This is a genomic window from Rhodococcus daqingensis (genome assembly GCF_042665615.1).
Lineage (GTDB): Bacteria > Actinomycetota > Actinomycetes > Mycobacteriales > Mycobacteriaceae > Rhodococcus_G > Rhodococcus_G daqingensis.
Genome location: NZ_JBHTCS010000010.1, coordinates 241,606 through 259,990 on the forward strand (window position 1 = coordinate 241,606; position 18,385 = coordinate 259,990).

17 protein-coding genes are annotated in these 18,385 nt (G+C 69.0%); 6 read left to right on the forward strand and 11 right to left on the reverse strand.

Translation table 11 applies throughout. From position 1 onward, the window contains the following. Positions 1-11: 11 nt before the first annotated feature. Positions 12-1,187 (reverse strand): 3-hydroxy-9,10-secoandrosta-1,3,5(10)-triene-9,17-dione monooxygenase oxygenase subunit, encoded by a 1,176-nt coding sequence (gene hsaA / locus ACFQS9_RS08885; protein WP_378403625.1) that lies wholly within the window; start codon positions 1,185-1,187, stop codon positions 12-14. 193 nt (positions 1,188-1,380) lie between these two features. Between hsaA and ACFQS9_RS08890 the strand changes: the two genes are divergently transcribed. After that, positions 1,381-2,559, forward strand: a complete 1,179-nt coding sequence (locus tag ACFQS9_RS08890) for a Rieske 2Fe-2S domain-containing protein (protein WP_378403626.1) — start codon at positions 1,381-1,383, stop codon at positions 2,557-2,559. Continuing rightward, positions 2,556-2,897 (forward strand): hypothetical protein, encoded by a 342-nt coding sequence (locus ACFQS9_RS08895; RefSeq protein WP_378403628.1) that lies wholly within the window; start codon positions 2,556-2,558, stop codon positions 2,895-2,897. The genes ACFQS9_RS08890 and ACFQS9_RS08895 overlap by 4 nt, the downstream gene beginning before the upstream one ends. A gap of 86 nt (positions 2,898-2,983) precedes the next feature. Here ACFQS9_RS08895 and dmpG read toward each other — a convergent pair whose 3' ends face one another. The 3 genes from dmpG to ACFQS9_RS08910 all read right to left on the reverse strand — a co-directional run bounded on the left by dmpG (position 2,984) and on the right by ACFQS9_RS08910 (position 6,754). Next, positions 2,984-4,048, reverse strand: a complete 1,065-nt coding sequence (gene dmpG / locus ACFQS9_RS08900; protein ID WP_378403691.1) for a 4-hydroxy-2-oxovalerate aldolase — start codon at positions 4,046-4,048, stop codon at positions 2,984-2,986. Between the two features lie 5 nt (positions 4,049-4,053). Beyond that, entirely contained in the window at positions 4,054-4,962 is a 909-nt protein-coding gene (locus ACFQS9_RS08905) for an acetaldehyde dehydrogenase (acetylating) (RefSeq protein WP_378403630.1), read from the reverse strand. Between the two features lie 196 nt (positions 4,963-5,158). Further along, positions 5,159-6,754 carry an FAD-binding protein gene (locus ACFQS9_RS08910; protein WP_378403632.1) on the reverse strand — a complete coding sequence of 532 codons (1,596 nt, stop codon included), beginning with the start codon at positions 6,752-6,754 and terminating at the stop codon, positions 5,159-5,161. Between the two features lie 126 nt (positions 6,755-6,880). Between ACFQS9_RS08910 and kstD the strand changes: the two genes are divergently transcribed. From kstD to ACFQS9_RS08925, 3 genes are all read left to right on the forward strand, one after another. After that, complete coding sequence (gene kstD / locus ACFQS9_RS08915; protein ID WP_378403634.1) at positions 6,881-8,593, forward strand: 3-oxosteroid 1-dehydrogenase; 1,713 nt, start codon at positions 6,881-6,883, stop codon at positions 8,591-8,593. Between the two features lie 12 nt (positions 8,594-8,605). Next, entirely contained in the window at positions 8,606-9,466 is an 861-nt protein-coding gene (locus tag ACFQS9_RS08920; protein WP_378403636.1) for a MaoC/PaaZ C-terminal domain-containing protein, read from the forward strand. 107 nt (positions 9,467-9,573) lie between these two features. Further along, the gene (locus ACFQS9_RS08925) at positions 9,574-11,349 is read left to right on the forward strand and encodes a cholesterol oxidase substrate-binding domain-containing protein (protein ID WP_378403638.1); all 1,776 of its coding nucleotides are present in this window, start codon (positions 9,574-9,576) and stop codon (positions 11,347-11,349) included. On the opposite strand, the gene ACFQS9_RS08930 is transcribed toward ACFQS9_RS08925, so the two are convergent. The 6 genes from ACFQS9_RS08930 to ACFQS9_RS08955 all read right to left on the reverse strand — a co-directional run bounded on the left by ACFQS9_RS08930 (position 11,334) and on the right by ACFQS9_RS08955 (position 16,270). Further along, positions 11,334-11,852: a hypothetical protein gene (locus ACFQS9_RS08930; RefSeq protein ID WP_378403639.1), complete on the reverse strand. Its 519-nt coding sequence runs from the start codon at positions 11,850-11,852 to the stop codon at positions 11,334-11,336. The two genes, ACFQS9_RS08925 and ACFQS9_RS08930, sit on opposite strands and share 16 nt — an antisense overlap. Continuing rightward, positions 11,849-13,090, reverse strand: coding sequence for a DUF58 domain-containing protein (locus ACFQS9_RS08935; protein WP_378403641.1), 1,242 nt, complete (start codon positions 13,088-13,090; stop codon positions 11,849-11,851). The genes ACFQS9_RS08930 and ACFQS9_RS08935 overlap by 4 nt, the downstream gene beginning before the upstream one ends. Then, positions 13,087-14,046, reverse strand: coding sequence for an AAA family ATPase (locus ACFQS9_RS08940; RefSeq protein WP_378403642.1), 960 nt, complete (start codon positions 14,044-14,046; stop codon positions 13,087-13,089). Before ACFQS9_RS08940 ends, ACFQS9_RS08935 begins: the two co-directional genes overlap by 4 nt. Next, positions 14,043-14,528 (reverse strand): hypothetical protein, encoded by a 486-nt coding sequence (locus ACFQS9_RS08945; RefSeq protein WP_378403644.1) that lies wholly within the window; start codon positions 14,526-14,528, stop codon positions 14,043-14,045. Before ACFQS9_RS08945 ends, ACFQS9_RS08940 begins: the two co-directional genes overlap by 4 nt. Beyond that, the gene (locus tag ACFQS9_RS08950; protein ID WP_378403646.1) at positions 14,510-15,433 is read right to left on the reverse strand and encodes a DUF4129 domain-containing protein; all 924 of its coding nucleotides are present in this window, start codon (positions 15,431-15,433) and stop codon (positions 14,510-14,512) included. The genes ACFQS9_RS08945 and ACFQS9_RS08950 overlap by 19 nt, the downstream gene beginning before the upstream one ends. Positions 15,434-15,526: 93 nt before the next feature. Then, positions 15,527-16,270, reverse strand: coding sequence for an SCO6745 family protein (locus ACFQS9_RS08955; RefSeq protein WP_378403648.1), 744 nt, complete (start codon positions 16,268-16,270; stop codon positions 15,527-15,529). A 191-nt stretch (positions 16,271-16,461) separates the two neighbouring features. Between ACFQS9_RS08955 and ACFQS9_RS08960 the strand changes: the two genes are divergently transcribed. Continuing rightward, the gene (locus tag ACFQS9_RS08960; protein ID WP_378403650.1) at positions 16,462-17,382 is read left to right on the forward strand and encodes a bile acid:sodium symporter family protein; all 921 of its coding nucleotides are present in this window, start codon (positions 16,462-16,464) and stop codon (positions 17,380-17,382) included. Positions 17,383-17,397: 15 nt separating this feature from the next. Here ACFQS9_RS08960 and zapE read toward each other — a convergent pair whose 3' ends face one another. After that, complete coding sequence (gene zapE, locus ACFQS9_RS08965) at positions 17,398-18,354, reverse strand: cell division protein ZapE (protein ID WP_378403652.1); 957 nt, start codon at positions 18,352-18,354, stop codon at positions 17,398-17,400. Positions 18,355-18,385: the final 31 nt, after the last annotated feature.

Genomic DNA, 18,385 nt, shown 5'->3' on the forward strand with positions numbered 1-18,385 from the left:
GTCGGCCCGCCTCAGACCATCGTGTCGGTGAGCGGGAGGCCGAACTCGGCGCCACCGAACATGACGTAGGCGCGCTCGGCGTCGTTGGCGGCGTGCACGCGGCCGGCGTGGGCGTCGCGCCAGAAACGCTGGATCGGCGTGCCGTTCGCCAGCGCGGTCGCGCCGGAGTTCTCGAACAGCAGGTCGATCGAGGCGATCGCGCGGCCGGTGGCACGCACCTGGTCGCGGCGCGCCCGCAGTCGCAGTTCGAGCGGAACCTCTTCGCCCGCAAGCAGATGCGCATACTCGTCGGCGACGTTGCCGGAGAGCTGACGCCAGGCGGCGTCGATGTCGCTGGAGGCCTCGGCGATCCGGACCTTGGCGAACGGGTCGTCCTTTGCCTTCTCACCGGCGTAGGCCGCGCGCACCCGCTTGCCCTGGTGCTCGACGTGGGCATCGTAGGCGCCGTATGCCATGCCGACGATCGGAGTGGAGATCGTGGTGGGGTGGATGGTTCCCCACGGCATCTTGTACAGCGGCGCGGTGTTGTTCACCAGGCCGGGCGCGGTCAGGTCGCTCATCGCCTTGAAGCTCAGGAAGCGGTGCCGCGGCACGAACACGTCCTTGACGACGATGGTGTTGGAGCCGGTGCCCCGCAGGCCAACCACATTCCACACGTCGTCGATCTCGTAGTCCTCGCGCGGGATCAGGAAGCTGCCGAAATCGACGGGCCGCCCGTCCTTGATCACCGGTCCGCCGACGACCACCCAGCTCGCGTGGTCACAGCCCGAGGACCAGGCCCACGCCCCGTTGACCTTGTAGCCGCCGTCGACGACCTCGCCCGCGCCCATCGGCGCGTAGGACGAGGAGATCCGAACGTCGGTGTCCTGGCCCCACACGTCCTCCTGCGCCTGCTGGTCGAACAGCGCGAGGTGCCAGTTGTGGATGCCGATGATGCCGGCCACCCAGCCGGTGGAACCGCACGCGCTGGCGATGTTGCGGACTGCCGTGTAGAAGGTCACCGGGTCGCACTCGTAGCCACCCCACTGCTTGGGCTGGACGAGCTTGAAGAAACCGGCCTCCTGCAGCGCCTTCACCGAGTCGTCTGGAATGCGACGCAGTTCCTCGGTCTCCTGTGCGCGCTCGCGCAGCGTGGGCAGAAGCGCATCGATCCTCTGCATCACCTCGTGACTGGCATGGTCACTCACTGGACGCTCCCTCGTGTGTTCGACGGTTCACTGATCCCCTGAGACTAGAACACGTTCCCATTTGTGTCGAGAGGCGGTCACTGCCGCAGGTCAGAAAGCTCAGACTGGATCAAACTGGCGAATCTTCTGGCAAAATCACCTCGACTTCTATAACGTGTTCTAGTACAAGAACGAAGGGATGTGAGGGGCAAAGATGACGCAGAGTAGCGGCGCATCCGGCAAGGGCATTCGCGAGATCGACGTCGGCACCAACCCGACTCGATTCGCCCGCGGGTGGCATTGCATCGGACTGGAGAGCGAATTCCTGGACGGCAAGCCACACGCGGTGGAGGCGTTCGGCACCAAGCTCGTCGTCTTTGCCGACAGCCAGAACAAGCTTCAGGTGCTCGATGCGTACTGCCGGCACATGGGCGGCGACCTGAGCCAGGGCAGCATCAAGGGCGACTCCGTCGCCTGCCCGTTCCACGACTGGCGCTGGGGCGGCAACGGCAAGTGCACGGGCATCCCCTACGCCCGCCGCGTCCCGCCGCTGGCACGCACCCGCAAGTGGATCACGCTGCAGGAGAACAAGCAGCTGTTCATCTGGAACGACCCCGAGGGCAACCCGCCGCCGGAGGACGTGACGATCCCGCACCTGCCCGAGGTGTTCACCGACGAGTGGACCGACTGGCGCTGGAACCGGATTCTCGTCGAGGGCTCGAACTGCCGCGAGATCGTCGACAACGTGGTGGACATGGCGCACTTCTTCTACGTCCACTTCGGGTTCCCGAAGTACTTCAAGAACGTCTTCGAGGGCCACGTCGCCACCCAGTACCTGCAGAACCACGGACGCCCGGACGTGCAGAGCATGGGCACCCAGTACGGCGAGTCCGTGCTGGACTCCGAGGCGTCGTACTTCGGCCCGTCGTACATGATCAACTGGCTGCACAACGACTACAGCGGGTTCAAGGCGGAGAGCATCCTGATCAACTGCCACTACCCGGTCACGCAGGACTCGTTCATGCTGATGTACGGCGTGAGTGTGCAGAAGCCCCAGGGTCTGGACGAGGCCACCACCGACAAGCTCTCGCGCAAGTTCACCGAGGGTGTGGCGATGGGCTTCGAGCAGGACGTCGCGATCTGGAAGAGCAAGAGCAAGATCGACAATCCGCTGCTGTGCGAGGAGGACGGCCCCGTCTACCAGCTCCGCCGGTGGTACGAGCAGTTCTATGTCGATGTTGCCGACGTCGAGGACAAGATGACGCAGCGCTTCGAGTTCGAGATCGACACCACCAAGGCCGTTGAGGCCTGGCAGCGTGAGGTCGAGGAGAACCTGGCCCGTCAGGCGGAGGAGAAGGCCGCCGCCGAGTCCGCGAGCAAGTCGGGCGTGTGACGATGTCCTCGACCTGGGCCAAGGCCCCCGACTTCGCCGACAGCCCGGCCCGGGTCGAGGCCGTCCGCGCACAGACCGCCGTCGACCTGCGCACCTATCTCGAGGACGGACTGCAGGAGGTGGAGTGCCGCGCCTGCGGCACCTGCGTTCTCGTTCGAAAGAACAGCTTCAAGCACACCAGTATCCAGTGGCAGGCCGACCCGGCGCAGGTGTGTCCGGAATTCACCAGCTCCGGCGGGCGAACCGGGTCTCAGCAGACCTGCCCGCGACTGCTGAACAGCATCAACCATGCGGTCATGGAGGGCATCCTCGAGGTGCGCGACACCGACGCCGGGTAGCGGACAGAAACACAGACGAGAGAGGGCGCGCATCCGGATGGATGCGCGCCCTCTCTCGTCCCGTGTTGCGCTGGGGTGCGGCCCGCCTAGACCGCCGCCGCTTCCCGTTGCAGCTCGAGCGCGATGTCGATCAGCTGGTCCTCCTGGCCGCCGACCAGCTTGCGCTTGCCCGCCCGCACGAGCAGTTCGGCGGCGGAGACGCCGTACCGCGCCGCCTGGCGCTCGGCATGCTTGAGGAAGCTGGAGTAGACCCCCGCATAGCCCATCATCAGGGCCTGGCGGTCGAGCAGACACTCGGCCGGCATCGCCGGGCGGACAACGTCTTCCGCGGCATCGGCGATCGCGAAGAAGTCGACTCCGGTCTTGACGCCGATCTTGTCGCAGACACCGACGAACGCCTCGACCGGCGCGTTGCCCGCACCCGCACCGAAGCGACGGGTGCTGCCGTCGATCTGCTTGGCGCCTGCGCGCACCGCCGCGATCGAGTTCGCCACCCCGAGACCGAGATTCTCGTGTCCGTGGAAACCGACCTGGGCGTCGTTGCCGAGTTCCTGCACGAGCGCTTCGACCCGGTCGGCGACCTGCTCGAGTACGAGCGCACCCGCGGAGTCGACGACATACACGCACTGGCAGCCGGCGTCGGCCATGATCCGGGCCTGCGCCGCGAGCTTCTCGGGCGGAACGGAATGCGCCATCATCAGGAACCCGACGGTCTCGAGGCCACGCTCGCGGGCCAGACCGAAGTGCTGGATGGCGACGTCCGCCTCGGTGCAGTGGGTCGCGATGCGGCAGATCGACGCGCCGTTGTCCTGCGCCTCGATGATGTCCTCCTTGATGCCGAGTCCGGGCAGCATCAGGAAGGCGATCTTCGCCCGCTTCGCGGTGTCCACCGCGATCTTGATCAGTTCCTGCTCGGGCGTCTTGGAGAAGCCGTAGTTGAACGAGGACCCGCCCAGGCCGTCTCCGTGGGTGACCTCGATGACCGGCACGCCCGCCGTATCGAGTGCGCCGACGATTGCCCGCACCTCGTCGCCGGTGAACTGGTGCCGCTTGTGGTGCGACCCGTCACGCAGGGAGGTGTCGGTGACCCGGATGTCCCAGGAACTGTCGAAATGAATGGGGTTGTCCCACTTCGCCTTGTTCTCGCTCATGTCGCTCACGCCCTCACCGTCAGGAGCTGCTGGGCGATCTCCTCGCCCACCTTGGTTGCTGCCGCGGTCATGATGTCGAGGTTGCCCGCGTACGGCGGCAGGAAGTCGCCAGCACCCTCGACCTCCACGAATGTGGTGACCGTGGCGTGGCCGCCCGAGACGACGCTCGGCTCGTCGAACTGGGGCTCGTTGAGCAGTCGGTAGCCGGGCACGTACTGCTGGATATCGGCGACCACCCGATGGATGGACTCGGTGATCGCGTCGCGGTCCGCGTCCTCGGGAATGGCGCAGAAGATGGTGTCGCGCATGATCATCGGCGGATCGGCCGGGTTCAGGATGATGATCGCCTTGCCCTTCGCGGCTCCGCCGATCACCTCGACACCGCGGCTGGTGGTCTTGGTGAACTCGTCGATGTTCGCGCGGGTTCCGGGGCCGGCCGAGACCGAGGCGACGGACGCGACGATCTCGGCATACGGCACGGCGACGACGCGGGAGACCGCGTACACGATCGGGATGGTGGCCTGGCCACCGCAGGTGATCATGTTGACGTTCGGCGCGTCCAGGTGCTCACGCAGGTTGGCGGGCGGGACCACGGCGGGCCCGACGGCGGCCGGGGTCAGGTCGACCGCCCGGATGCCCAGCTCGGCGTACTTCGGCGCCGCCTCGCGGTGCACGTAGGCCGAGGTGGCCTCGAACACCATGTCCGGCTTCTCGGCCTGCGCCAGCAGCCAGTCGACGCCCTCGGCCGACGTCTCGAGACCCATCGTGCGGGCCCGCGCGAGGCCCTCACTGGCCGGGTCGATGCCGATCATCCAGCGTGGCTCGAGCCATTCCGAGCGCTGCAGCTTGTACAGGAGGTCGGTGCTGATGTTGCCCGACCCGACGATGGCGACGGATGCCTTCTTCGATGCCACTGATCTCTCCTTCGTAGCCTGCGGGTGATCACTACCTGAACTGCAGCGACACGGAACCGTGTCCGGTGAAGTCGGGTGAAGCCGGCCTGGAGGGTGAATCCGCAGCGGATGTCGTACCCGCGCACGGACGATCGGTGATCTCGGTGTGCAACTCGGTCGAGAGCATCATCGAGTCCCTTCGTCGGTACCTGGCGGGCTACACGGCTCCGCGCTGCGCGGCATGCGCGCCGGCCCGGCGGCCGGAGTAGACGCAATCCGCGAGCGAGAGTCCGCTGACATACGAGTTCGAGCAGATCCCGACCGCGGTCCGGCCCGCCGCGTACAAGCCCGGAATGGCCGCACCCGCGGTGGAGGTGACCTCGCCGGTCTCCTCGTCCACGACCAGGCCTCCGAGGGTGAGCATCGGCAGCGGATTGGTCAGGCTCTTCTTCAACGACACGTCGAACAGTGAGAACGGCGCGGTGCGCACCGGCCGCACGAAGTCGGCGGGCTTGCCCATCGGGTCTGCCCCACCCGAGGCGATCGCGTCGTTGTGCGCCGCGACCGTCCCGGCCAACCCGGCCGCGTCGATCCCGACCTTTGCCGCGACCTCGTCGAGGGTGTTGCCCACGGTGCGTTCGGTGCGGAGCAGGGTCTCGGCCTGTACGCGCTGGAACCACATGGTCTGGGTGCCGAGCTGCGAGCGTGCCTCCGCGACGAGTTCGGCGTCGGCGAGCAACCAGCCCTGCCCGGAGTTCTCGGCGATCATCGCGTGCCCGAGAGCGGCCCCGTACCGGGACTCATCGACCATCCGGTTGCCCTTCTCGTTCACGAGCACCGAACCGAGGAACGCGCCGGGCGGGACAATGAAACGCCAGGCCGAGATGTTGCCGAGCTTGTCGGTCGCCGCGCCGACGGCGGTACCCATCTGGATACCGCTACCGTCGTCGCCCGCGGTGCCGAGCGCCAGGCCCCCACGGTAGGACGGCGCGTGTTCGGCGACGAGTTCGCGGTTCGCGATGAACCCGCCTGCGCTGAGCACCACACCCGATCGGGCCTGGATGCGGATCAGCTTGGCGTATCGCGCCTCGATCGCCTCGATCCTCTTCTGCAGGACCCGGCGCATCGGCGGGTAGTAGATACCCGGCTTGGCGGAGAGGGAGGTCAGCACCGAATGCCGGGCGCGCACCCTCTTGGGCGCCCCGCGCAGGCTCAGGCACTTCACGCCGACCACGGTCCCAGTGTCGTCCATGATCAGCTCGCTCGCTCGGGTTTGCTGCTCCAATCGGACGCCCCTCGACAACGCCGAGGCGATCAGGGGCCCGTAGAGCATCTTTCCCGACGTCCCCTTGCCCTTGGCCCGGTGGCCGCGGGGGGCGGGCTTCGCGACGTCGCGGAATCCGCCCGCCGCCTCGCTTCCCGAGTAGTACAGGTAGTGGCGGTTGCTCGGGTACGAGGTCTTGTAGGGGCACAGCGACGCCTCGAACGGCACGCCGTGTCCGGACAACCAGTCGATCATCGCCGGGCTCTCGTCGCAGAACTTGCGCAGCGTCGACTCGCTCACGGCGTCCCCGACCTCGCGACTGAGATAGGCGAACATCGCATCCGAGGTGTCCGCCACCCCGGCCTGCTTCTGCACCCACGTCCCGCCGCCTGCGTAGACGATGCCGCCCGAGATCGTGCTGGCCCCACCGCCGCTGCAGCGGTCGAGCGCGATCACGTCGGCGCCCGCGTCGACGGCCTCCAGAGCGGCGGAGACACCCGCCACGCCGACCCCGACCACCACGACATCCGCGGAAAGGTCCCAGGACACCGCGCACCGCCTTCCGCGTAGCTGCAACGTGTTTTCGTTTGGTTCCGGTTGTCAAGACACAGATCGGCAATACTTCCTGGCAGAAAGCATGGACTGAGACCCACATCATTCTATAACGTGTTCTACATGAGCAAGCAGGAATACGACATCGTCGTTGTCGGTAGCGGCGCGGCAGGCATGACCGCGGCCCTGACCGCCGCCCACCAGGGTTTGAGCGTCGTCATCGTCGAGAAGGCCGCACACTACGGCGGATCCACCGCCAGGTCCGGCGGCGGCGTCTGGATCCCCAACAACGAGGTGCTCGAGGCCGACGGTGTCACCGACACCCGCGAGGCAGCCCGCGAGTACCTGCACAGCATCATCGGCGACGTCGTCGCGCCCGAGCGGATCGACACCTACCTCGACCGCGGGCCGGAAATGCTCTCGTTCGTGATGAAGAACAGCGCGCTGAAGCTGCAGTGGGTGCCCGGCTACTCGGACTACTACCCGGAGGCCCCCGGCGGACGCCTCGGCGGCCGCTCGGTGGAGCCCACGCCCTTCGACGGCAACCAGCTCGGCGACGACCGCAAGAACCTGGAGCCGGACTACGTCAAGGCCCCCAAGAACTTCGTCATCACCCAGGCCGACTACAAGTGGCTGAACCTGTTGATGCGCAACCGCCGCGGCCCCATGCGCGCGATGAAGGTCGGCATGCGATTCCTGGCCGCCAAGGCCACCGGCAAGGACCTGCTGGTCCGCGGGCAGGCCCTGGTCGCCGGCATGCGCATCGGTCTGCGCGACGCGGGCGTGCCGATCCTGCTGAACACGCCGCTGACCGAGCTGTACACGGAGGACGGCGCCGTCCGCGGCGTGAAGGTGCTCGTCGACGGCGAGGAGCAGGTCATCCGCGCCAAGCACGGCGTCGTGTTGGGCTCGGGCGGCTTCGAGCACAACGAGGAGATGCGCAAGCAGTACCAGCGCGCCCCGATCACCACCGAGTGGACGGTCGGCGCCAAGGCGAACACCGGCGACGGCATCGTGGCCGGCCAGAAGGTCGGTGCCGCGGTGGACTTCATGGACGACGCCTGGTGGGGTCCGTCCATCCCGCTGACCGGCGGCCCGTGGTTCGCCCTGTCCGAGCGGACCCTGCCCGGCTCGATGATGGTCAACACCCGCGGCAAGCGGTTCGGCAACGAGGCCGCCCCCTACGTCGAGGCCACCCACATGATGTACGGCGGCAAGTACGGCCAGGGCGAGGGCCCGGGCGAGAACATCCCGACCTGGATGATCCTGGACCAGCGCTACCGCAACCGCTACACCTTCGCGGGCATCACGCCGCGCTCCCCCTTCCCGGGTCGCTGGCTCAAGGCCGGGATCGTGGTCAAGGCGGGCACCATCGCCGAACTCGCCGAGAAGACCGGCCTGCCCGTCGACGCCCTCACCGAGACGGTCGAGCGCTTCAACGGCTTCGCCCGCAACGGCAAGGACGAGGATTTCGGTCGCGGCGACAGCGGATACGACGCCTACTACGGCGATCCCCGCCTGAAGAACCCGAGCCTGGCGGAGATCAGCAAGGCCCCCTTCTACGCGATCAAGATGGTGCCCGGCGACCTGGGCACCAAGGGCGGCATCCAGACCGACGTCGACGGCCGCGCGCTGCGCGAGGACGGCACCGTCATCGAGGGCCTGTACGCGGCGGGCAACGTCAGCGCGCCGGTGATGGGCCACACCTACGCCGGCCCGGGCGCGACCATCGGACCCGCGATGACCTTCGCGTACCTCGCGGTCCTCGACATCGCCGCGAAGGCGAAGTCGGGCGCGAGCGCCGAATCCTCTACCGCCCCTGCTACTTCGAACTGACAGGAAGCTACGTTGCCCATCGACCCCGACATCGCGATCGGCGCCGAGCTGCCCACCCAGGAGTTCTCCTGGACCAGCTCGGACGTGCAGCTGTACCACCTCGGCATCGGAGCCGGCGCGCGTCCGCTCGACGCCAAGGAGCTGCGTTACCTCGAGGACGGCAAGCCGCAGGTGCTGCCGACCTTCGCCACCGTGGTGGCCAACATCCATGCCACCGAGGCGCCGAAGGTGTCCTTCCCCGGCGTGGAGATCGACCTCGCCAAGGTGGTGCACGGCAGCCAGGAAGTGACCGTGCACCAGCCGATTCCGTCCGAGGGAAGTGCACGCACCACCACCCGGATCTCCGAGGTGTGGGACAAGGGCAAGGCCGCGGTCATCGTCCAGGAGTCCACCACCACCGACCTGGACGGGAACCCGCTGTGGACCGCGCGGTCGTCGATCTTCGCGCGCGGCGAGGGCGGCTTCGGTGGCGAGCGCGGCCCGTCGGAGTCCGTCGAGCTGCCCGACCGGGCCCCCGACTTCGAGGTCGAGGCACCGATCCTGCCGCAGCAGGCGCTGCTGTACCGGATGTGCGGCGACCGCAATCCGTTGCACTCAGATCCCCAATTTGCCAGCGCGGCAGGCTTTCCTGCGCCTATCCTGCATGGGTTGTGCACGTACGGAATGGTCTGCAAGGCCGCCGTCGACGCCGCGTTGGACGCTGACACATCGAAGGTCAAGGGCTACAAGGCCCGCTTCGCCGGGGTGGTCTACCCGGGCGAGACCCTCAAGATCCGGATCTGGAAAGAAGCCGGCCAGTTGCTCATCTCGGCAAGCGTTCTCGAGCGCAGCGACTCGCCTGCCCTGGCCGACGTGGTCCTCACGCTCGCCTGATCCAGCGAGCACGACAAGGCCGGTCGGCCGTTCCCAGCACGGCCGACCGGCCGCCCAGCTCCAACGAAAGCAACTCCCCCTCTCTCACATACGACTGGAGTAAACGCATGCCGGAATCGAACGATAAGCGTCTCGGCTTATCCAGGCGGGGATTCCTCGCTGCAGGGGCGGGGGCCCTGGCAGCGACGGCGGCGGGCGCGTGGACGCCCGTCTATGCCATTCCGTTCGGCTCGTCGGGCTCGGCAGGCGGCTCGGGTTCGCTTGGCGGGCCGACGCTTCCCGCACCGCCGAACTTCCCGGACGGCATCGAACTCGCGCAGCAGGCGTACCAGAACTGGTCCAAGGAGATCATGCTGGACTCCGTGTGGACGTGTCATCCCAAGTCCCCCGAGGACGTTGTCCGCCTGGCGAACTGGGCGCATGCCAACGGGTACAAGCTGCGCCCGCGCGGCGCCATGCACGGCTGGACGCCGCTGACCGTCGTCAACGGTGCCCCCGTCGACAAGGTCATCCTGGTCGACACGATGAAGCACCTGAACGGCATCTCGGTCAACGCAGGCGGCTCCCCGGCGACCGTCACCGCGGGCCCGGGTGCCACCCTGGACGCGATCACCACCGCGCTGCAGGCACAGGGCCTCGGCTTCGCGAATCTCCCCGCTCCGGGCGTGCTGTCCATCGCGGGCTCGCTGGCCGTGGATGCACACGGCGCCGCCCTGCCCGCCGCAGGGCAGGGCACCGTACCCGGTCACACCTACGGGTCGCTGAGCAACCTGGTGACCTCGCTGACCGCGGTGGTCTGGGACGGTTCCGCCTACGTGCAGAAGACCTACTCCCGCAACGATCCTCAGATCAAGCCGCTGCTGACCAACCTCGGTCGCACCTTCCTCACCTCGGTGACCCTGCAGGCTGGCCCGAACTTCCGGATGCGGTGCCAGAGCTACACCGACATCAAGTGGACCGAGATGTTCGGCGCCAAGGGCGCCCCCGGCCGCACCTTCGAGAGCTACGTCGCACAGAACGGCGGCGTCGAGGCCATCTGGTACCCCTTCACCGACAAGCCGTGGCTCAAGGTGTGGTCGCTCGCGCCGAACAAGCCCGCCGGGTCTCGCGAGGTCACCGGCCCGTACAACTACCCGTTCTCGGACAACCTGCCCGAGGTGATCACCGACCTTCTCGGACAGATGAATGCGGGCGCTCCCGGCATCGCACCGCTGTTCGGCCAGACGATGTACACCACCACCGTCGCCGGGCTCGCCGCGACCAACGCCAACGACATCTGGGGTTGGTCGAAGGACATCCAGTTCTACATCAAGGCCACCACGCTCCGTCTGACCGAGGGCGGCGGCGCGGTCATCACCAATCGCGCCAACATCGGTCAGGTCATCCACGACTTCACCCACTGGTTCAACGAGCGCATCGAGTTCTACAAGTCCAAGGGCCAGTACCCGCTCAACGGTCCGGTCGAGATCCGCTGCTGCGGCCTCGACCAGGCCGCGGACGTCAAGGTCCCGTCGGCAGGCGCTCCGACCATCTCGGCGATGCGTCCGCGCCCGGACCATCCCGAGTGGGACACCGCGATCTGGCTGAACGTGCTCGGCGTCCCGGGTACCCCCGGCATGTTCGAGTTCTACCGCGAGATGGAGCAGTGGATGCGCTCGCACTACACGGGCAACGACTACACCTTCCGCCCCGAGTGGTCGAAGGGCTGGGCGTTCGGCGCGAACCCGTACACCGACGGCGCAATCATCGGCGGCGCGCTTCCGCAGAGCTACCGCGACGGCGTGCCCGCGAGCGACAACTGGGACACCGCACGGGCGACGTTCAACACGCTCGACCCGCACCGGATCTACAGCAACTCCTTCATGGATCAGCTGCTGCCGTAACCGCTGGACCCGTCAGGGGCCGTGCTCGCCGATCGCGAGCGCGGCCCCTCGTCGTTTCCCATTCCCGTATAGGGCGCGAGGACGAGCGCGTACACCGCGAGGCAGGCGAGGGGCGCGACCAGCGGTATCCAGGGGATCTCGGCGGGCAACAGGAAGACCGAGACCGTCACGGACGCCGTCACGACGGCCACCGCCACCACCAGGCCGGATTCGGCCGCCGGGACCACCGGCGCGTGCGCGGCATGGGCGGCCAACACGAAGATCGTCGCCCCCACGCCGGCGAGGCCCGCCTGCACCGGTGTCGGGTCGCCCAGTACCAGTGCCAGCAGCGCCGCCTGTACCGCCCCGACGACCGCGATCCTGCTCCACCTGGCGATGAGCACCCCGATGGCGGCGAGCCCGGCCGCAACCAGCGCCGGTGCCGGAGCGTGCGGAACGACGGCCGCACTCATCGACCACCCGGCGGCGAGGGCCATCACCCCAGGCGCGGGCAGTTCGGTCATGGCGGCACCACCACCGGCCTGCGTCGGCGGCCGAGCCCGGCCAGCACCCGTTCGAGCGCCGTACCCTCCTGCCAGCCGACCACGTCGATGCCGAGGACGCCGAGATCCCGATACATGTTCCTGCGTTCGAGACGCCACATCCTGGCGACGGCCGGTGCGAGCTCCTCGACGAATGGCGGGCCGGTGAGCACGTCGACGACGGCCACAGAACGGCCGCGCTTGCGGAGATCGATGAGGGACAACGCAAAGTCCGTGTCCAGCAGGGTGGAGAAGGCAATCACCGCGGCGCCGGGCGGCACGGCGGGACGCGGCACGAGGGTGCCCTCGAGCGGCAGGGTTCGCTCCCCCGATCCCAGCACGACCTCGACGATGCGGTAGAACTGCCGGCGGCCGAGATCTGGTCCGAGCCACCGGGATCGGGCTCCGAGCACCACGACGGCAGCGCGGTCGCCACGCCGCAGCGCCGCCTGCACGACCTGGCAGCCGCCTCGGACGGACCGTTCCAGGCTCTCGTCCGCGGGCCCTGGGGCCTGGGCGTGCGCATCGATCAGCACGACGACGTCCGCCGCGCGGTCCGTCCGGCGTTCGGTGACGTGCAGGGCGCGGCGTCGCGCACTCACCGGCCAGTTCACCGCTCGCAGTTGATCTCCCGGCACGTAGGCACGGATGTCCGCGTACTCGACCCCGGGCCCGTGCCGATCGGTCGGATGGGCGCCGAACCGATCGGGCAGGTCCGTCGGCGGGATCCCGGGTTGGCCCGGATCCACCAGCGGGAAGACATCCACCCTGGCCACCTCGGCCACCGCGGTACCCGCCAGCAACCCACCTGCCGCGGTCGTGTCGACGGCCACCCGCGGCCGATAACTCCCCCATCGCCCGGCCGTGATCAGCAGGCTCGTCTGCGCTGTGGTCGGGTCCTCGCCTTCCCGGCCGAACTCCAAACCCCGCTGCGGAATCGCCCGGACGACGCAGGCCGACCGTCCGGCCGCCTGGTTCGCCGTGACCGTGAGCCGCACCGCCTCTCGCTCGAACATCCGGACCGCTGCGGGTTCACCGAGCACGGTCACCTGTTCGGCGGGGCGGGGCAGGAGGGCGCGCGCCGCGAGCGCGCCGAGCATCGCGGCGGCGAAGGCCAGCAGCTCCGGCCGCCCACCGACGAGCGCGACGACCAGCGCGGTCGCCGAGCAGGTGGCCAGGGCCGCCGCCGCGGGCGAGGCTCGCCACTCGATGGTGCTCACGAGCTCGCCCTGGGCACCGGCAGCCGGCGCAGGATGTCGGCGACCACCTCTTCGGGGTGAATCCTGCGCACCCACATCTCCGGTCGCAGCGAGATCCGGTGCGCCATCGCGGGCCCGGCCAGCGCCTTGACGTCCTCGGGGATGACGTAGTCCCGGCCGCCCAACAGGGCTCGTGTGCGGGCGAGCTGAACGAGGTCGAGCTCGGCCCGAGGGCTCGCGCCCACCTCCACCTGGGGATGTGAGCGTGTCGCGGCGGCCAGCGACACGACGTACCGGAGCACGTCCGGGTGTACGGAGACCTGTTCGACACTGGCTCGCATGGCGTGCAGTTCCTCGGCCGTCACGACCGCCCGCAGGGTCACCACGGCGGCCCCGCGGTCCAGGCGACGCTGCAGCATCGCCTGTTCGTCTTCGGCGCCGAGGTAACCCAGCCGCAGCCGCAGCATGAACCGGTCGAGCTGCGCTTCCGGCAACGGGTAGGTCCCCTCGTACTCGATCGGGTTGTCGGTGGCGAGCACGATGAACGGCTCCGGCAGCCTGCGGGTGACACCGTCGATGCTGACCTGACCCTCGGCCATCGATTCCAAGAGCGCCGCTTGGGTTTTCGGTGGCGTTCTGTTGATCTCGTCGGCGAGCAGGACGTTGGTGAACACCGGTCCGGCGCGGAACTCGAACCGTCCCGACTGCATGTCGTAGACGGTCGAGCCGAGCAGGTCCGCGGGCAGCAGGTCGGGCGTGAACTGGACGCGGGTGAACTCCAGCCCCAGCGCGGCCGCGAAGGATCGCGCGATCAACGTCTTCCCCAGCCCGGGCAGGTCCTCGATCAGCAGGTGTCCACCCGCCAGGACCACGAGCAGCACGGTGGTGATCGCGTCCCGCTTGCCGACCACCACCCGCTCGACCTCCGCGAGCACCGCCTCGGCTCGGGCCGTGGTCGCCTGCGTCGCGGCGGTCACAATCGCTCCAGCCGGGTCAGGATGCGCTCGAGCGCGCCGCGCCCGGGACCCGGGCCGCCCGGGTCGCCCCGGCCCGCTCCCGTCGGGTCCACCCACTGCCACAGGTCCGCCCCGAACGCCGCCACTCCCGCCGACCCGATCTCGGCGTGCGCCCGGGCCGCGCGCGGCCCACTCGCGTGCATGTACTCCCGGGCGAGCATCGGACGCAGGTGCCGGTCCCAGTCCGCGCGCGAACCATCCGCCCAGCTCACCAGCGTCTCGGTGCGAAGCCGCCAGCGCCGCAACATCTCCTGCTGGGAGTTCTGGGCCGGGACGTCTTCCTCGGGCGTCCGCGCCGCGTCCACGGCCCGACGCATCGCGAAGATCACGACGGCCGCCGACAGCCCCACCGCGATCAGCCACGGTGCCGACCCCCCGACCCGCAGCGTCGCCAACTCGAGCATCGCGACGAGGCCGATCCCGATCACGGCGATGCGGCGCATCGTGTTTCCCTCAGGTCGGCCAGCACCGAGCGCAACAGGTCCGCCGCCGTCTCTCGGTGCCGCTCGGTCATCTCGTGCCCGCTGAACCTGGCCTCTTCGAAGAGGCCGACCAGCGCCCTGGCACTCTGCCGGTGCAGCGCGCCGTGACGCACCGCGCGCGCCAGCACCTCGGAGGGCGTGTCCGACTCGAGGGGCGCCGCATCGGGGGCCTCGCGCAGGCCACGCTCCATCGCCAGATAGCAGGCGATGATGGCCGCACGGGGGTCCGCCCCGGTGTTCGCCACCTCGACGAGGCCCAGCTCCGCAGCCCGCTCCAATGATTCGGCGGTCACCTTCCTCGCCGCGGGGGCGGTGTCGTCCACGCTCGGGGCGTTCCGGGCCGACACCATGAGCCGCGCGCGGGCGATCGCTCCGGCGGACAACAGCGCGATCAACAGTGGCAACACCAGCAGGACGTCCGGCCAGATCTCGCTTCCGCGCGGGGCCGGAAGCTGCGCGACCGGGGGCAGGTCCGGATCCGTCGCTCGGCGATCCGGAGCGGGTGGGGGCACCCGGTCTCGCCCCGGCGCGAGGGCGAGCGCGGCGACCACGACCAGCCCGGCGAACCCGAACCACGCCGCCCCGCGCCACCATTGACCGGGCGCCGGTCTGTGACCCACCCAGGTGGGCGCGGGGTGGGGCGGCTTGGGTGACGGGCCCAGCACCAGCACCGCGACGAGCGCGATCGTGGCGACGAGGACCGCCAGCGCGGACAGGATGAGCATGACGACCAGCGCGGCCGTACCGTCGGTCCGCGGCGGTGCCGGGGACGGCTCCTCGGCCTCGGGCAGGTAGCCCCGGAGCGCGAGGACGCCAACCACGATCAACGCGATAACCGTGGCCGTGCGACCGACCGCCGTGCCCACCCCTCCATCGTTGCACGGCACCCTCACGAGATCGACGGATGCGGGCGGCCATCTGCGCCCCGTGGGCGGATCCGCGGATGTCTCCGGCCCGCGTCAGCGGGGTGCGAAGACTCCCGCGTAAGCGTCGGCGAGCAGGGTGACGAGTTCCTTGCCCTCGGATTCGTCGAGGACGTCGAACGCCTGGGAGGTGAGCTGATCGGTGATCTCCTCGGCGCGCACCCACCTGGCCCGGACGTCCTCGTTCGGGGCGTCGTAGGGAGCGGGCCAGCCGTAGAGCGCGGCCTGATCGGGACCGCTGGCCAGCGGGGATCCGGCGATCAGGACCGCGTCCCGGGGACTGACATCCTGGCTCCTCACGGCGATGAGGTGCAGCCCTCCGCGCAGCTCCCGCAGGACGTGTGTGAGCTGGAGCAGCCGGGCCCGCGGATCCTCGGGCAGCGGCACGGCGCGCCAGCCCGCGAACAGCGGCACACCCGCGGGATCAGCGTTCACCGCCACCGCCTCCATCAGTTCGGCGAGCCGCTCGGCGCCGTCGAAGGAGTCGAGCTTGCGGACACCGAACCGTTGCGCTGCGAGCGCGTACCCCCGGGCCGCCTCGGCGGCGGGCATGGCCACCGACTCCCAGGCGGCCCGCACGCCTGCGGCCGGGAAGAATCCCGCGGCGGCCGTCACCACGTCGGCGTCGACCTCGCCCAGCACGCCGCACCTGCCCCGCATGTACGGGCCGATGAAGCCGTCCACGCCGGTACTCCTGCCGAACTCCTTGGCCTCGCGGGAGAACATGAATCCCCCGCCGATCTGCTGGATCTGGTCCTTGACCGCGTTCGCGACCGTCATTGGATTCCACCTCTCCCGGATACCGCCCCAGCGAGACTATGCCATCCGTCATAGTCGGCGGGGCGCCGACACCGACCGCCGTCACGAATGTCGGCGATTTGCCGCATTCCACCGCCGGCGGCCGTATCTTTGCGCCGAGACTCTGCCGCGGCGCCCGTACGTCGCGAGACTTCCAGGAACGGGGATCTGCGATGAATTCCGGGCTGTCCACGGTTGCGCTGCCGCTCGCGTTGGCGATCATCATGTTCGGGCTCGGCCTGTCCCTGACCGTCGGGGACTTCGCCCGCGTAGCCAGGCACCCCAAGGCCGTCGCGATCGCGCTCGTCTGCCAGTTGATCCTGTTGCCCGCGATAGCATTCGGACTGGTGCTGTTGTTCGATCTGCCCCCGCTCCTGGCGGTGGGCATGATGCTGCTGGCCGCGTCACCCGGCGGGACCACGGCGAATCTGTTCAGCCATCTCTTCCGTGGCGACGTGGCGCTGAATGTCACACTCACGGCGGTGAACTCGGTGATCGCGGTGGTCTCGCTCCCGCTGATCACCAACTTCGCCCTCGGCCACTTCGCACCGTCGGACGGCACCGGCTCGCTCGGACTGCAGTTCTCCAAGGTGATCCAGATCTTCGCGATCGTGCTGATCCCGGTGGCCATCGGCGTCTGGGTCCGGCGGGCATGGCCCGCCTTCGCGGACCGGATGGACCGCCCTGTTCGGATCGGGTCGGCCGTGGTCCTCGCACTGGTCATCGTCGGCACGGTGATCGCCGAGCGCGAGAACGTCACCGGGTACCTGGCGGACGTCGGACTGATCACGTTGATCTTCTGCGTCCTGAGCCTGAGCATCGGCTACGTCCTGCCGCGGAGGCTCGGCATCGCCAGCCGCCAATCGATCGCCAGCTCGATGGAGATCGGCATCCACAACAGCACGCTGGCGATCACGATCGCGATCAGCCTGCTCGACAGCACCCGCATCGCGGTCCCCGCCGCGGTGTACGGCGTGGTCATGTTCCCCGTCGCGGCCGTCTTCGGGTGGCTGATCACCCGCGGCGGAGATCGCGACGGCGACCGCGCGCCATCGCGCTCGTCGACCGATCGCGACCTCGACCCCGCCACCTAGGCCCTGGGCGTCGCCTCAGCCCAGCAAGGCCAGCCGGCTGCGGGTGCGCGCCAGGTCCAGTCCACCCGCGACCGGCTCGGGTCCCGATACCCGCCAGTCCGCGCCGACCAGGGTCAGCTCGGCGTCCTGGTCGTGGAGGATGTCGACGACATTGCAGAATCGTTGCACCCCATCGGGACTCGCGTCGACCATCGGCGGCACGCTGCTCAGCACCCAGCGCGGGTATGCCGCCGCCAGGCTCAGGTAGTCCAGCGTCGAGGTGGGACGTTCGCACAGGTCCGCGAACTCGAACCAGACGAGATCGCCTGCCGCCGAGAGCGCCGTGATGGGTTGGGTGGTCGGGCGAAGCGTCACGCGATCACCTGCCGCGGGCCACTGCAGGCCGGCCGCGTCGGACAGGTACCGCCCCGCGCCGAATCGCCGCGCACCGGTCCCCTGCCCCCGGTAGTCGACGGCGCCCGCGACCTCGACGATCTCCATCCGCGCCTTGAGCACCTCGATGGTCGGCACGAAGGTCTCGTGGAACAGTGGGTTCGGCATCAGCCCGTCCGGTGGATAGTTCGAGGTGACCACCAGCGTCACCCGGCGCTCGCGCAGCGCCCCGAGCAGCCTGGTCAACAGCGCGCCGTCGCCGACGTCGTGCACGTGGAACTCGTCGAAGAACAAGATCTCGCAGCGATCCAGCAGCCGGTCCATCGCCCGTTCGATCCCGTCGGTGTGCGCGAGCTCGTGCAGTCGGCGGAAGAATGCGTGGAAGTGCACGCGCCGGCTCGGGATGCCGCCCATGCTGTCGCGGAACACGTCCATCAGCCAGGTCTTGCCCCTGCCGACAGGGCCCCACAGGTAGATACCGCGACCGGTCGCGGGATCCATCGCGGCCAAGCGCTCGGCGGCCGCCCGCTGCGCGGGATCGAGCACGAACCCGGCGGCGTGCGCGGCCCGGTCGAACACATCCACTCGGTTCGGTTTCACAGCTCGACTCTACAAATGTAGAGTTTCATGG

Coding starts and splice junctions, on each gene's coding strand:
- ACFQS9_RS08960 (WP_378403650.1), top strand. CDS start 16,462: ATGAATTCCGGGCTGTCCACGGTTGCGCTGCCGCTCGCGTTGGCGATC.
- kstD (WP_378403634.1), top strand. CDS start 6,881: ATGAGCAAGCAGGAATACGACATCGTCGTTGTCGGTAGCGGCGCGGCA.
- dmpG (WP_378403691.1), bottom strand. CDS start 4,048: ATGAGCGAGAACAAGGCGAAGTGGGACAACCCCATTCATTTCGACAGT.
- ACFQS9_RS08930 (WP_378403639.1), bottom strand. CDS start 11,852: ATGACCGAACTGCCCGCGCCTGGGGTGATGGCCCTCGCCGCCGGGTGG.
- ACFQS9_RS08945 (WP_378403644.1), bottom strand. CDS start 14,528: ATGCGCCGCATCGCCGTGATCGGGATCGGCCTCGTCGCGATGCTCGAG.
- ACFQS9_RS08925 (WP_378403638.1), top strand. CDS start 9,574: ATGCCGGAATCGAACGATAAGCGTCTCGGCTTATCCAGGCGGGGATTC.
- ACFQS9_RS08890 (WP_378403626.1), top strand. CDS start 1,381: ATGACGCAGAGTAGCGGCGCATCCGGCAAGGGCATTCGCGAGATCGAC.
- ACFQS9_RS08955 (WP_378403648.1), bottom strand. CDS start 16,270: ATGACGGTCGCGAACGCGGTCAAGGACCAGATCCAGCAGATCGGCGGG.